This is a genomic window from Thalassobaculum fulvum, from assembly GCF_014652915.1.
Classification (GTDB): Bacteria; Pseudomonadota; Alphaproteobacteria; order Thalassobaculales; family Thalassobaculaceae; genus Thalassobaculum_A; species Thalassobaculum_A fulvum.
On the sequence record NZ_BMZS01000010.1, the window covers coordinates 296,562 to 310,372 of the forward strand.

Consider the following 13,811-nt stretch of genomic DNA (forward strand, 5'->3'; position numbering starts at 1 on the left):
ACTTGGGACCGCTCTCGCCTATAATCCGCGCCCCTGGACAAGCGGGTGTGGAGTGCGGGCTGCTGCGACGGGCTGAGGCTGGTCGTACGGTCCGCGTTCGGCGTGCGGCGGTTCCGGTAGAGGACGAGGAGAGACGGTGTGGCGCGCATTTCTGGCGTGAACATCCCGACGCAAAAGCGCGTCGTGATCGCATTGACCTACATTCACGGCATCGGCCAGACCACGGCCGCCCGGATCTGCAGCGCCGTCGGTATTCCGGCGGAGCGCCGGGTGCACGAGCTGACCGAGGACGAGTTGGCGCGGCTGCGCGAGACCATCGACGCCGACCTGGTGGTCGAGGGTGACCTGCGCCGCCAGACCGCCATGAGCATCAAGCGGCTGATGGACCTGGGCTGCTACCGCGGCCTGCGCCACCGCAAGGGGCTGCCGGTTCGTGGCCAGCGAACCCACACCAACGCCCGGACCCGCAAGGGCCCGGCGAAGGCGATCGCCGGCAAGAAGAAGTAAGCGGCCCCAGGCCGAGCCGGCCCGCCGGGCCGGCGCATCCAGGGAATATCGCCCGCGGCGCGTCACGCCGCCGGGTGTGTGAAGAGGACCGAAGACCATGGCGAAGCAACCGACCCAGGCCCGCCTGCGCCGTCGCGAGAAGAAGAACATCACGTCGGGCGTCGCCCACGTGAATGCGTCTTTCAACAACACCATGATCACCATCACCGACGCGCAGGGCAATGCCATTTCGTGGTCGTCGGCCGGGACCATGGGGTTCAAGGGTTCGCGCAAGTCGACCCCGTACGCCGCGCAGGTGGCGGCCGAGGACGCCGGGCGCAAGGCCGCGGAGCACGGCATGAAAACCCTCGAGGTCGAGGTGTCGGGCCCGGGCTCGGGGCGCGAGTCGGCGCTTCGGGCGCTGCAGGCCGTCGGCTTCCATGTCACGGCGATCCGCGACGTCACCCCGATCCCGCACAACGGCTGCCGCCCGCGCAAGCGTCGCCGGGTCTGACGAAGTCTTCCGGGGATCCGGATCCCCGGACCCCGTATCCGACCCCGCCGACCGGCCTTCTGGCCGCGGCGGGGATCGCCGTTCGAGAATGAGGTTCCAGCCGTGATTCAGAAAAACTGGCAGGCCCTGATCAAGCCGAGCAAGCTCGACATCCAGCCGGGCTACGACCCGAAGCGGACGGCGACCGTCGTCGCCGAGCCGCTCGAGCGCGGTTTCGGCCTGACCCTTGGCAACGCGCTGCGCCGTATCCTGCTGTCGTCGCTGCAGGGGGCCGCGATCACCGCCATCCAGATCGACGGCGTGCTGCACGAGTTCTCGAGCGTGGCGGGCGTCCGCGAGGACGTGACCGACATCGTTCTGAACATCAAGTCGGTCGCCATCCGGATGCACGGCGAGGGCCCCAAGAAGATGCGGCTGCGGGCCGAGGGACCGGGCGAGGTGACCGCCGGCATGATCGAGACCGTGTCGGACATCGAGGTCATGAACCCGAACCACGTGATCTGCACGCTGGACCGGGACGCGACCCTGTCGATGGAACTGACGGTCGAGACCGGCAAGGGCTACGTCCCGGCGAGCGCCAACCGGCCGGAGGACGCGCCGATCGGCCTGATCCCGGTGGACGCGGTGTTCAGCCCGGTGCGCCAGGTGGCCTACAAGGTCGAGAACACCCGCGTCGGCCAGGTCACCGACTACGACAAGCTGTCGATGACCGTCGAGACCGACGGCTCGCTGACCCCGGAGGATGCGGTCGCGTACGCCGCGCGCATCCTGCAGGACCAGCTGCAGCTGTTCGTGAACTTCGAGGAGCCGACCCAGCGCGCCGAGGCCGAGGAAGCCCACGACCTACCGTTCAACAAGAACCTGCTGCGCAAGGTCGACGAACTCGAGCTGTCGGTCCGTTCGGCGAACTGCCTGAAGAACGACAACATCGTGTACATCGGCGATCTGGTGCAGAAGACCGAGCCCGAGATGCTGCGGACCCCGAACTTCGGGCGCAAGAGCCTCAACGAGATCAAGGAGGTTCTGGCCTCGATGGGGCTGTCGCTGGGCATGGAGATTGCGAACTGGCCGCCCGAGAACATCGAAGAGCTGGCCAAGCGTTTGGAAGAGCCGTACTGAGGCGGCGGCGCGAGACCGAGGAGACTGAGAGATGCGTCACGGCAACAGCGGCCGCAAGCTGCACCGCACGTCGAGCCACCGCCAGGCCATGTTCAAGAACATGGCGGCGGCCCTGATCAAGCACGAGCAGATCGTCACCACGCTGCCGAAGGCCAAGGAACTGCGGCCGATCGTGGAGAAGATGATCACCCTGGCGAAGCGGGGCGACCTGCACGCCCGCCGGCTGGCCTATGCCCGGCTGCGCGACGAGGCGATGACCAGGAAGCTGTTCGAGGTCCTGGCCGATCGCTACAAGGACCGCCAGGGCGGCTACACCCGGGTGCTGAAGGCCGGGTTCCGCTACGGCGACGCCGCGGCCATGGCGGTGATCGAGCTGGTCGATCGCGACGAGGATGCGCGCGGCCAGGACTCGGGGCCGACCCAGGCGACCGAGGTCGAGGATGTTTCGGGGGCGATGCCGGCGGCGATCTGACCGCGGCGTGGCTACCGGCGAGAGTACGGCGGGCGGCTTTCGGGCCGCCCGTTTCGCGTTCGGGGACCGTCGGCGGGCAGGTTGTGGGCTTGCGGGGCGTGGGCCTGCGGGGCGTGGGCTTGCGGTGCGCCGTTCAGTCGGTGGCCTCGTCCAGGAAGGCGGCGATCTGGAACAGGCCGGCGTCGTCCGGGTGTGCGAGCAGCAGCGCCCGCAGGTCGTCGGCGATCACGCCGGCGGCGGCGCTGTCCCCGGCGTGCTGGTGGCTGAGCGCGAGGTTGGCCGCGCCTTTCGCCTGCGCCAGCCGAATGGCAGGGTCCTGGTCATGGGCGACCGAGAGGCCGGCGAGCTCGTCGTAGATCAGCTGGGCCGCGGCCAGATCGCCGGACTGGCAGAGATCGGTAATCAGGTTGAAGGCCGCGTCGGCCAGGCGGCCGGTAGCGCCGCGTCCGCTTTCCGGCAGCCGGGACAGGTCGCCGAGCGCATCGTAGGCCTCGCGGGCCGCCGCCAGGTGGCCGCGGGTGCCGAGGCCGGTCACCAGGGTGAAGGCGCCTTCGGCGGCGAACTCGGCGATTTCCAGGTGCCCGGGTGTCCGGTGCACGGCGTCGATCAGCGCGTCGAGCGCCGCGCGGGCTTCGCCCGGCGGGGCGCGGCGGGCGGCATGGGCCAGCCGGTTGAACACGCCGCGGGCGTGCTGCTGGCGCACCATCAGGGCGGCCGGCTGCTCGGCTTCCAGGCGGGCGAGGTCAGCCAGGGCTCGGCGTGCGTCGAGCGGTCGATCGGCCTCCAGGGCCAGCGCGACCAGGTTGGCCGCCGCCTTGGCGCGGATCGCGGCCAACTCGGCGTCGTCGCTGTTGGCTTCGCCGAGCAGCGTGACACGGCGATAGACGTCGAGCGCGGCGCTCAGCCCGTGGCGTTGCGCCTCGGCCGAGATCAGGTCGACGGAGGCCTCCGCGTAAGCGCGCCGGGGCAGCGGGTTGTCCGGCCGGGACTCGGCGAGCGTGCCGAGGAAGGCGTGGGCGCGCCGTACCGTCGCGATGTCGTTTCCACTACGGCCGGCCGCTGCCAGCCGCACGGCTCCGCACACCGCGACGCGGGTCAGTTCGGGCTCGTCCGGGTGCTCCGCGGTGATGGTCCGAAGCGTCTCGAACGCGGCCTGTGCCGTGGCGAGGTCTCCCTCCGGCCCGCCGTGAGACGCTATGATATGGGCGGCGCGGCGAGCCGCGTCGATCGCATTGTGGTGTCGCCCCGGCATCGTCACCTGGGCCCCCCGATCTCGCGCGGTGAGGCGTCCTGCCCCACCTTGGTATGTCGACCGTTCTTCCTAGATGGAAACGGTAGCACAGCGGGGCGCCGCATCAACCGGCGTCCGACGTTCAGTTCGCAGGGATGAAGGCAATGCTCGTTCGAGCGCTATCGACGTTCGGTCTGTTGCTCGCTCTGGTGGTCGCCGGCGCCGCGCCGGTCCAGGCGGACCGGGTTCCGCAGTCGCGGTCCGAGATCGACCTGTCGTTCGCGCCGCTGGTGCGCAAGGTCGGCCCGGCAGTGGTCAACGTCTACAGCCGGGCCACCGTCACCGAGCGGCCGGGCCTGTCGCCTTTGTTCGAGGATCCGTTCTTCAAGCGGTTCTTCGGCGACATGATGCCGAAGCTGCCGGAGCGGCGGCGCGAGGCGAACTCGCTCGGCTCGGGGGTTCTCGTTGACCCCGCGGGCATCGTGGTGACCAACAACCACGTGGTGGAGAAGGCCGACGAGATCACCGTCGTGCTGGCCGACCGGCGGGAGTTCCCGGCCAGGCTGCTGCTCGCCGACCCGAAGACCGACCTGGCGGTGCTGAAGATCGAGGCCGGCGACGAGGACCTGCCGGCGGTCGCCATGCGCGATTCCGACGACCTGGAGGTGGGCGACATCGTCCTGGCGATCGGCAACCCGTTCGGCGTCGGCCAGACCGTGACCATGGGCATCGTCTCTGCGCTGGCACGCACCAATGTCGGCATCACCGACTACAGCTTCTTCATCCAGACCGACGCGTCGATCAACCCGGGCAACTCGGGCGGCGCGCTGATCGGGATGGACGGGCGCCTGGTCGGGGTCAACACGGCGATCTTCTCGAACCAGCGCGGCGGCGCGGCCGGGTCGGTCGGCATCGGCTTCGCGATCCCGTCGAACATGGTGGCGACGGTGCTGCGCGCCGCCAAGAGCGGGAAGATCGTGCGGCCGTGGCTGGGGGCGCGCACCCAGACGGTGACCACGGACTTGGCGCAGGGGCTCGGCCTGGACCGGCCGGTCGGGGCGCTGATCGGCGACGTCTATCCGGGCGGTCCGGCGGCCCGGGCCGGGCTGCGCACCGGCGACGTCATCCTCGAGGTCGACGAGCGCGAGGTCAGCGACGCCGGGACCCTGCGCTATCGGGTCGGGACCCGGAAGCCGGGGGAGACCATCACCCTCCAGGCGATGCGCAACGGCCGGGTGTTCACCGCCCGGCTGCCGATGGAGGCGCCGCAGGCGGAGCCGTCGCCGAACGTCAGCGACCTGACGGGGCGAAGCCCGATGGCCGGGGCCAGGGTGGCGAACATGTCGCCGGCCTTCGCGATCGAGGAGGGCTTCGACGAACTGGCCCGCGGCGTGGTGGTGCTGGGCACGGCCCGCGGTTCGCCGGCGGAACGGCTGGGGCTGCGGCGCGGCGACCTGGTGGTCTCGGTCAACGACCGGCCGATCGACCGGGTGAACACCCTGGACCGGGCGCTCAACAGCGCGCAGGGCTCGTGGACCCTGTCGATCCGTCGCGACGACCGCGTGCTCACGACCCGCGTGCAGGGCTAGACTGCCGTCCATGAGCCTGTTCGAGACCCAGGCGCCGCGGCCGCTCGCCGACCGGCTTCGCCCCAACCGCATCGACGAAGTGGTCGGGCAGGACCATCTGCTCGGTCCCGAGGGGCCGATCGGCCGGATGTTGGCCAAGGGCCGGCTGGCATCGTGCATCCTGTGGGGACCGCCGGGCTGCGGCAAGACCACCATCGCCCGGTTGCTGGCCGAGCACACCGACCTGGAGTTCGTGCCGCTGTCGGCGGTGTTCTCCGGCGTCGCCGACCTGAAGAAGCAGTTCGAGGCGGCGCGCGGGCGGCGGGCCGGCGGCCGCGGCACCCTGCTGTTCGTCGACGAGGTGCACCGCTTCAACCGGGCCCAGCAGGACGGCTTCCTGCCGGTGGTCGAGGACGGCACCATCACCCTGGTCGGGGCGACCACCGAGAACCCGTCCTTCGAGCTGAACGCCGCATTGCTGTCGCGGGCCCAAGTGTTCGTGCTGCGCCGGCTGGACGACGCCGCCCTGGAGAAGCTGCTGGCCCGTGCCGAGGCGACCGAGGGTCGCAAGCTGCCGGTCACCGAGGACGGAAGGGCGGCGCTGCGGGCGATGGCCGACGGCGACGGCCGGTTCCTGCTGAACCTGGCGGAAGAGGTGTTCGCGTTGCAGCCGAAGGCGCCGCTCGACGCCGCCGGGGTGGCGGCCAACGTGCATCGCCGGGCACCGGTCTACGACAAGGACCGCGAGGAGCACTACAACCTGATCAGCGCGCTGCACAAATCGCTGCGCGGCTCCGATCCGGATGCCGGACTGTACTGGCTGGCCCGCATGCTGGCGGGCGGCGAGGACCCGGCCTACATCCTGCGCCGGCTGACCCGGTTCGCGGTCGAGGACGTCGGCCTCGCCGAGCCGCAGGCGGTGGCCCAGGCGATCGCCTGCTGGGAGACCTACGACCGGCTCGGCTCGCCGGAGGGCGACCTGGCGATCAGCCAGCTCGTGGTGTTCCTGGCGACCGCGCCGAAGTCGAACGCCGCCTACAAGGCGCACGGGGCGGCGGCGCGGGCGGCCCGCCAGACCGGCTCGCTGATGCCGCCGGCCCACATCCTGAACGCCCCGACCAGGCTGATGCAGGACATCGGCTACGGCGCCGGCTACGCCTACGACCACGATGCCGAGGAAGGCTTCTCGGGCCAGGACTACTTCCCCGAGGGCATGCCACGGCAGCGGTTCTACAACCCGGTCGAGCGCGGGTTCGAGCGCGAGATCCGCAAGCGGCTCGACTACTTCGATCGGCTGCGGGCGAAACGCCGGGGCGAGGAATGACCGTTCCGCCCGGGTTCGACGCCTTTCTCGGGATCGACTGGTCGGGATCGAAGAGCCGCACGCTGAAGGGGATCCGGGTCGCCCGTTGCGAGCCGGGGAGCCGGGCGCCGCGGCTGGTCGACGGGCCGCGGCCCGGCGGGCTGTGGTGCCGCGCCGACGTCCTCGAGCACATCCTCGACCGCCGGCGGACCGGCGAGCGGCTGCTGGCCGGCTTCGACTTCGCCTTCGCCTACGCCCACCAGGACGCGGGAGCGTATTTCCCGGGCCTGGAGGGCGGGCCGGCGACGGCCGACGAGCTGTGGGCCTTCGTCGAGCGTCACGCGGCCGGCCGCGAGGATCTGTACGGCGGCGCGCTGTACGAGGCCGGATCGCCGGTGGCGCACCACTACTGGCGGGCCGGGCCGCGTCCCGAAGGCTTCGTCGAGCGGCGCCGGCGGACCGAGCTGGCCTGCGGTGCGATCACTTGGCCGCACCCGGTGTTCAAGTGCTTCTCGGCGGCCAATGTCGGGACCGGGTCGCTGGCCGGGATGCGGCTGCTGCACCGTCTCGCCGAGCGGGCCGCGGTCTGGCCGTTCGAGGCTCCGGCCGCCCTGACGGTCGTCGAGATCTTCCCCAGGCTGTACGTGCGGCGTGCCGGGGTGAACCCGGGCCGCCTGTACGAGCGGCCGGCCGACGTCGACGCGGTGCTCGCCGCCCATGGCAGCGCCGCCTATGCCGGCCCGCCGCTGGATACCGAGGACAAGGCCGACGCCGTACTGTCGGCGGCGGCGCTCCGGCATCTCGCGAGCGCGCCCGGCGTGTGGTCGGCACCGGCATCCGAGCCGGCGTCGCGGCGGGAAGGCTGGATATTCGGCGTGGAGTCGGCTAATCCGGGCGCGCCATGAAGATGCTTCTCGCGGTCGCGCTCGGCGGTGCCATCGGTGCCGTTGCCCGCTACAAGTCAATCGGCTGGATCAGCCATCTCGCAGGCCACGGCTTCCCGTGGGGAACGTTGGCCGTCAACGTGGGTGGCTCGTTCCTGATGGGCGCGCTGATCGAGGCCGGGGCGCTGCGGCAGTTCCTGACGCCCGAGATGCGGGCGTTCCTGGCGGTCGGAACCCTCGGCGCCTTCACCACCTTCTCCAGTTTCGCCCTCGACGTCGCAGTGCTGTGGGAGCGCGGTGAGGCGGGGGCCACGGCGGTCTACGTGGCCGCGTCCACGGCGTTGTCGATCCTGGCGCTGTTCGCCGGGCTCTGGGCGGTCAGGCAGGTGCTGGCATGAAGACGGTCGAGACCCGGGTGGTCGAGCCCGACGACGCCGACCAGCGGCTGGACCGCTGGTTCAAGCGGCATTTCCCGGGCGTCGGTCACGGACACCTGGCCAAGCTGCTGCGCACCGGCCAGGTCCGGGTCGACGGCAAGCGCGCGAAGGCCAACCAGCGCCTGGAGGCCGGTCAGTCGGTCCGGATCCCGCCGATGGACGAGGCGCCGGCACCGGAGGTCAGGCCGGCCCGGGCGGCGCCGAAGGTCGACGACGAACTGGTCGAGCGCCTGAAGCGGGCGGTGCTGTACCGCGACCGCGACGTGCTGGCGATCAACAAGCCGGCCGGGCTCGCGACCCAGGGCGGCTCCGGCATTACCAGCCATGTCGACGGCGCGCTGGACGGGCTGAAGTTCGACGCCAGGGAGCGGCCGCGGCTGGTGCACCGGCTCGACAAGGACACCTCCGGCGTCCTGCTGCTGGGCCGCAGCCAGCAGGCGGCGCGGCGGCTCGCCGAGGCGTTCCGCGCCAAGTCGGCGATGAAGATCTACTGGGCGCTGGTGGTCGGCGAGCCGCGGCCGTCGGCCGGCACCATCGAGGGCGCCATCGCCAAGCTGCCCGGACGGGCCGGCGAGAAGATGGCGATCGACCCGGAGACCGGCAAGCGCGCCGTGACCCGCTACGCCATCGTCGAGCGGCTGGGCGGCAAGGTCACCTGGGTGGCGCTGTTCCCGGTGACCGGGCGCACCCACCAGCTGCGCGTCCACATGGCCGAGCTCGGCACGCCGATCCTCGGCGACGGCAAGTACGGCGGGGCGGACGCGTTCCTGCAGGGCGAGGGGGTCAGCCGCAAGCTGCACCTGCACGCCCGCGCCATCCGGATCCCCGGCATGGATGGCAACAGCGGGGGCGGCCGACCGCTGGAGATCACAGCACCGCTGGACGACCACATGAAACGGTCCTGGAAGTTCTTCGGTCTCGACGAAGCGGCCGGCCGCGACCCGTTCGAGCCGTTCGAGGAGTGAGTCGATGAGCGACCTCAGGCTCTGCGCCCTGGACCTGGACGGGACGCTGATCGACAGCCAGCACCACATCGTGGCGGCGATGAGCAGCGCGTTCCGCGCCGAAGGCCTGCCGCCGGCGAGTGCGGCGAAGGTCCGCGAGGTGGTCGGCCTACCGCTCGACCAGGCGATCCGCCAGCTGGCGCCGCAGGTCCGCGGGCTGCAGCTCGAGCGGGTCGGGCAGGCCTATCGCGACGCCTATTTCGACGCCAAGGAGGCCGACAGCGCCGCCGAGCCGCTGATGCCCGGCGCCCGGGCCGCGCTCGACGCGCTGGAGGAGGCCGGCTGGCTGCTGGCGGTGGTCACCGGCAAGGGCCGGCGCGGCCTGCACGACGTGCTCGACGCGCACGGCCTGCTGGCGCGTTTCGTGGTGCTGAAGTCGGCCGACGACGGTCCGGGCAAGCCGGACCCGACGCTGCTGCTGGACGCTGTCCGCGAGGCCGGGTCCAGCCCCGGCCGGGCGGTGATGGTCGGCGACACCGTGTTCGACATGGGCATGGCGCGCCGCGCCCGGGTTGCGGGCATCGCGGTCACCTGGGGCTATCATGACCTCGCGCTGCTGGAGACCGAGCGCCCGGCCGCGGTGATCGACCGCTTCGAGGATCTCCTGGGAGCGGCGGACCGGCTGGTCCCGGTCTGAACGACACGAAGGAGGACGCCATGCGCCGTCTACGCTGGCTCTCGGTCGCGGCCGCCGCCCTCGCGGTCCTGGTCGTCGGTGCCGTCGTGTTCGTCGCAACGCTGGACCTGAACGCCTACAAGGGCGATGTGCAGGCTGCGATGGAGGGGGCGACCGGCCGCAAGGTCGAGATCGCCGGACCGCTGGCGCTCGAATGGACGCCGGGCCCCAGCCTGGCCGCATCCGGCGTTACCGTGGCCAACGCCGACTGGGGCTCCGAGCCCGCCATGGCGACGGTCGGCGAGTTGACGGTGAACGTCGCGCTGCTGCCGCTGATCGGCGGCCGCGTCGAGATCCGGCGGCTGGCGCTGTCCGACGTCCGGGTGCTGCTTGAGCGTGACGCCGAGGGCGCCGGGAACTGGGCGCTCGGCGGATCGTCGGCCGGCGGGAGCGGCGGCGCGCCCGACATCGCGCAGGCCGAGCTCAGCGAGGTGGTCGTGGTCTGGAAGCCGGGGCCGAAGGCGCCGGAGAAGACCTATCGCCTCGACCGGCTGTCGCTCGAGCCAGGCAAGGGTGGCGGTCTCGCCGTCGCCGGCAAGGCCGAGCTGGACGGCGAGAAGCTGGAACTGACCGGGACTCTGCCGTCGCCGGCCGACCTGACCCGGGCGGGCGCGGGCCTGCCGCTGGACGTCAAGGGAACCCTCGGCGGCAGGGCGTTCGCGGTGGCGGCGGCTATGAGCGTGGAGCCCGGCCCCGGCGGTGCGCCCGGCCGGGTCGTTGCCGAACAGCTCAAGCTGTCGTTCGGCGAGCTGTCGGCGACCGGCGGGCTGTCGGCGGATCTCGGAGGCAAGCGGCCGCGTATCGACGGGGAACTGCAGGCCGGCGTGGTCGACCTGGGCGTTCTTGGCGCCGGCAAGGATGCCGGCGGCGGCGGCAGTGCCGCCGACCCGCTCGACACGCCGCTGCCGTTCGACCTGCTGACCGCCGCCGACGGCAAGCTGGACCTGAAGGTCGACCGGCTGATCGCCGGCGGCCTGGCGGTCGACGGCCTGGCCGCCACCGCCACGCTGGCCGGCGGCGTGCTCACGGCCGATCCGGTCGCCGGCACGGTCGCCCAGGGCCCGCTGTCCGGCCGGCTGGAACTCGACGCCCGCAAGGCCCCGGCCCGGCTGGTGATCGCCGGGACCGCCAGCGGCATGGACATGGGCACGGTCTATCGCGCGCTGATGGACGAGGCGCTGGTCGAAGGTCGCGGCGACGCGCTGCTCGACCTGCGCGGCTCCGGCAACACGCCGAAGGCGCTGCTCGGCACCAGCCAGGGTGTCGCCCGGCTGATCGTCCACGAAGGGGTGATCCTGAACCGCTACTGGGAGCTGATCGCCGAGGACGTGGCGACCCGGTTCCTGCCGTTCGTGAAGGAAGAGGACCGCGGCCGGCTGAACTGCCTGGTCGGCCGGTTCGACATCCAGAAGGGCATCGCCGACGCCACCGTCCTGATGGTCGACAGCGAGCGGGTCACGGTGGCCGGCGAGGGGACCGTCGACCTGGCGGCGCAGACCGTCGACATGCGGCTGGTGCCGCGCCCGAAGGACCCGAGCCTGTTCAGCCTGGCGACCCCGATCCTGCTGACCGGGCCGCTGGCCGACCCGCGCCCGGCGCCCGACCCGGTGGCGGTCGCCAAGGGACTGGGCAGCATGTTCGTCGGTACCGCGCTCGGACCGGTCGGCCTGCTGCTCCCGTTCCTGTCCACCGGCAGTGCCGACAAGCCATGCCCGGAGGCGATCGCCGCTGCCGAGGGCAGGCTCGGAAAGACCTCCGGGAAGCGTTCGAGAGAACAGGATAAACCGGGTGGTATCAAAGGTTTGTTCGACGATATTCGCAAGGCGATCGAATAGAGATGAAGCGGATCTACAAGACGGTAGCGGTCGCCCCGACCGATGACGGAGCCGGGTTCTCGGTGTTGCTCGACGGCCGGCCGGTGCGCTCGCCGGGGCAGCGGCCGATGGCCGTGCCGGCCCGTGCCCTGGCCGACGCCATCGCTGGCGAGTGGGACGCCCAGGTCGAGAAGGTCGACGCCCGCTCGATGCCGCTGACCGGCTTCGCCGCCACCGTGATCGACCGGGTGTCGCCGCAGCGCGACTTCGTGGTGACCGAGCTGGCCGGCTACGGCGGGTCCGACCTGGTGTGCTACCTGGCCGACGATCCGGCCGAGTTGACGGCCCGGCAGGAGGCGGTCTGGGCACCGTTGCGCGACTGGGCCGAGGCCGTCTTCGGGGCGCGCCTGCGGCCGACCGCCGGCATCATGCCGGTCAGCCAGGATGCAGACGCCTTGGCGGCGCTGCGCCGGGAGGTCGAGACGGTCGGCGACTGGGAACTGGCGTCGCTGCACACCCTGACCACGGTCACCGGGTCGCTGGTGCTCGGCCTGGCGGTGCTGCACGGCCGGCTCGACGCCGCGGCGGCCTACGCCGCGTCGGAGGTCGACGAGGCCTATCAGATCGAGAAGTGGGGCATGGACCGCGAGGCCGAGCAACGTCGCCGGGCGCGCCGCGCGGAGGTGGCGGAAGCCGCAAAATTCGTAGAGCTTTTGCGGGCGGGGTGATATCCCCGCGACAAGATTTCCCAGGGAGGGCTTTGATGCAGGACATCGTCGAGCGGCTCGAGGACATGCGCAACCGCGCCCGCATGGGCGGCGGCCAGAAGCGGATCGAGGCCCAGCATCAGAAGGGCAAGCTCTCGGCGCGCGAGCGCATCGACCTGCTGCTCGACGCCGGCTCCTTCGAGGAGTGGGACATGTTCGTCGAGCACCGCTCCTCGGATTTCGGCATGGCCGACCAGAAGGTGCCGGGCGACGGCGTGGTGATCGGCTGGGGCACCGTCAACGGCCGGCTGGTGTTCGTGTTCAGCCAGGACTTCACGGTGTTCGGCGGCTCGCTCTCCGAGGCCCATGCCGAGAAGATCTGCAAGGTCATGGACCAGGCCATGAAGGTCGGGGCCCCGGTGATCGGCCTGAACGACAGCGGCGGTGCCCGCATCCAGGAGGGCGTGGCCTCGCTCGGCGGCTATGCGGAGGTGTTCCAGCGCAACGTGATGGCCTCCGGCGTGGTGCCGCAGATCTCGATGATCATGGGGCCGTGCGCCGGCGGTGCGGTGTACTCGCCGGCCATGACCGACTTCATCTTCATGGTGAAGGACAGTTCCTACATGTTCGTCACCGGTCCCGACGTGGTGAAGACGGTGACCCACGAGACCGTCACCCACGAGCAGCTCGGCGGTGCCGTCACCCACACCACCAAGTCGGGGGTGGCGGACCTGGCGTTCGAGAACGACGTCGAGGCGCTGCTGCAGCTTCGCCGGTTCATCGACTTCCTGCCGTCGTCGAACCGCGAGCAGCCGCCGGTGCGGCCGACCGCCGACGAGGCCGACCGGCCGGAGCCGTCACTCGACACCCTGGTGCCGGCCAACCCGAACAAGCCCTACGACATGAAGGAGCTGATCCTGAAGGTCGTGGACGAGGGCGACTTCTTCGAGATCCAGCCCAGCTTCGCCGGCAACATCATCACCGGCTTCGCCCGCATGCAGGGCGCGACCGTCGGCATCGTCGCCAACCAGCCGATGGTGCTGGCCGGCTGCCTCGACATCGAGAGCGCCAAGAAGGCCGGCCGGTTCGTGCGGTTCTGCGACTGCTTCAACATCCCGATCGTCACCTTCGTCGACGTGCCGGGCTTCCTGCCGGGCACCAAGCAGGAGTACGGCGGCATCATCAAGCACGGGGCCAAGCTGCTGTTCGCCTATGCCGAGGCGACGGTGCCGAAGGTCACGGTGATCACCCGCAAGGCCTATGGCGGCGCCTACGACGTCATGAGCTCGAAGCACCTGCGCGGCGACGTGAACTACGCCTGGCCGACCGCCGAGATCGCGGTCATGGGGCCGAAGGGCGCGGTCGAGATCATCTTCCGCGGCGACGCCGGCGACCCGGCCAAGATCGAGGCGCGCACCGAGGAATACCGCCAGAAGTTCGCCAACCCGTTCGTGGCGGCCTCGCGCGGCTACATCGACGACATCATCAAGCCGCGCAACACCCGCCGCCGCATCTGCCGGGCCCTCGCCATGCTGCGCGACAAGCAGCTCGAGAACCCGTGGAAGAAGCACGACAACATCCCGCTTTAAGTGGCCG

General features: G+C 71.1%; 14 protein-coding genes. 13 read left to right on the plus strand and 1 reads right to left on the minus strand.

Annotated elements, in window-relative coordinates:
* The first annotated feature begins 138 nt into the window (after positions 1 to 138).
* The 4 genes from rpsM to rplQ all read left to right on the plus strand — a co-directional run bounded on the left by rpsM (position 139) and on the right by rplQ (position 2,591).
* Positions 139 to 507 carry a 30S ribosomal protein S13 gene (gene rpsM, locus IE246_RS21205; protein WP_189993389.1) on the plus strand — a complete coding sequence of 123 codons (369 nt, stop codon included), beginning with the start codon at positions 139 to 141 and terminating at the stop codon, positions 505 to 507.
* Between the two features lie 97 nt (positions 508 to 604).
* Positions 605 to 1,000 carry a 30S ribosomal protein S11 gene (gene rpsK / locus IE246_RS21210; protein ID WP_189993392.1) on the plus strand — a complete coding sequence of 132 codons (396 nt, stop codon included), beginning with the start codon at positions 605 to 607 and terminating at the stop codon, positions 998 to 1,000.
* Positions 1,001 to 1,102: 102 nt separating this feature from the next.
* Positions 1,103 to 2,119, plus strand: a complete 1,017-nt coding sequence (locus tag IE246_RS21215) for a DNA-directed RNA polymerase subunit alpha (RefSeq protein ID WP_189993394.1) — start codon at positions 1,103 to 1,105, stop codon at positions 2,117 to 2,119.
* A gap of 31 nt (positions 2,120 to 2,150) precedes the next feature.
* Complete coding sequence (rplQ, locus tag IE246_RS21220) at positions 2,151 to 2,591, plus strand: 50S ribosomal protein L17 (RefSeq protein WP_189993396.1); 441 nt, start codon at positions 2,151 to 2,153, stop codon at positions 2,589 to 2,591.
* Positions 2,592 to 2,724: 133 nt separating this feature from the next.
* Here the strand turns inward: rplQ and IE246_RS21225 are convergent, their stop codons facing one another.
* The gene (locus IE246_RS21225) at positions 2,725 to 3,843 is read right to left on the minus strand and encodes a hypothetical protein (RefSeq protein ID WP_189993398.1); all 1,119 of its coding nucleotides are present in this window, start codon (positions 3,841 to 3,843) and stop codon (positions 2,725 to 2,727) included.
* A gap of 143 nt (positions 3,844 to 3,986) precedes the next feature.
* On the opposite strand from IE246_RS21225, the gene IE246_RS21230 reads away from it, so the two are divergent.
* Genes IE246_RS21230 through IE246_RS21270 form a run of 9 tightly spaced genes read left to right on the plus strand, consistent with a single transcriptional unit; the run spans position 3,987 to position 13,804 of the window.
* The gene (locus tag IE246_RS21230) at positions 3,987 to 5,411 is read left to right on the plus strand and encodes a DegQ family serine endoprotease (RefSeq protein ID WP_189993400.1); all 1,425 of its coding nucleotides are present in this window, start codon (positions 3,987 to 3,989) and stop codon (positions 5,409 to 5,411) included.
* Positions 5,412 to 5,421: 10 nt separating this feature from the next.
* Positions 5,422 to 6,714, plus strand: a complete 1,293-nt coding sequence (locus tag IE246_RS21235; protein ID WP_189993402.1) for a replication-associated recombination protein A — start codon at positions 5,422 to 5,424, stop codon at positions 6,712 to 6,714.
* On the plus strand, positions 6,711 to 7,598 hold the full coding sequence (locus IE246_RS21240; protein ID WP_189993404.1) for a hypothetical protein: 888 nt from the start codon (positions 6,711 to 6,713) through the stop codon (positions 7,596 to 7,598). The genes IE246_RS21235 and IE246_RS21240 overlap by 4 nt, the downstream gene beginning before the upstream one ends.
* On the plus strand, positions 7,595 to 7,975 hold the full coding sequence (crcB, locus tag IE246_RS21245) for a fluoride efflux transporter CrcB (protein ID WP_189993406.1): 381 nt from the start codon (positions 7,595 to 7,597) through the stop codon (positions 7,973 to 7,975). Before IE246_RS21240 ends, crcB begins: the two co-directional genes overlap by 4 nt.
* Positions 7,972 to 8,979 carry an RluA family pseudouridine synthase gene (locus IE246_RS21250; protein ID WP_189993408.1) on the plus strand — a complete coding sequence of 336 codons (1,008 nt, stop codon included), beginning with the start codon at positions 7,972 to 7,974 and terminating at the stop codon, positions 8,977 to 8,979. The genes crcB and IE246_RS21250 overlap by 4 nt, the downstream gene beginning before the upstream one ends.
* 4 nt (positions 8,980 to 8,983) lie before the next feature.
* Entirely contained in the window at positions 8,984 to 9,655 is a 672-nt protein-coding gene (locus IE246_RS21255) for an HAD-IA family hydrolase (RefSeq protein ID WP_189993410.1), read from the plus strand.
* Positions 9,656 to 9,675: 20 nt separating this feature from the next.
* Positions 9,676 to 11,529, plus strand: coding sequence for an AsmA family protein (locus tag IE246_RS21260; RefSeq protein ID WP_189993413.1), 1,854 nt, complete (start codon positions 9,676 to 9,678; stop codon positions 11,527 to 11,529).
* Positions 11,530 to 11,531: 2 nt separating this feature from the next.
* The gene (locus tag IE246_RS21265) at positions 11,532 to 12,236 is read left to right on the plus strand and encodes an ATP12 family chaperone protein (protein ID WP_229837426.1); all 705 of its coding nucleotides are present in this window, start codon (positions 11,532 to 11,534) and stop codon (positions 12,234 to 12,236) included.
* 35 nt (positions 12,237 to 12,271) lie between these two features.
* A complete protein-coding gene (locus IE246_RS21270) occupies positions 12,272 to 13,804 on the plus strand; it encodes an acyl-CoA carboxylase subunit beta (RefSeq protein ID WP_189993415.1) in 1,533 nt (510 codons plus the stop codon).
* The last annotated feature ends 7 nt before the right edge of the window (positions 13,805 to 13,811 follow it).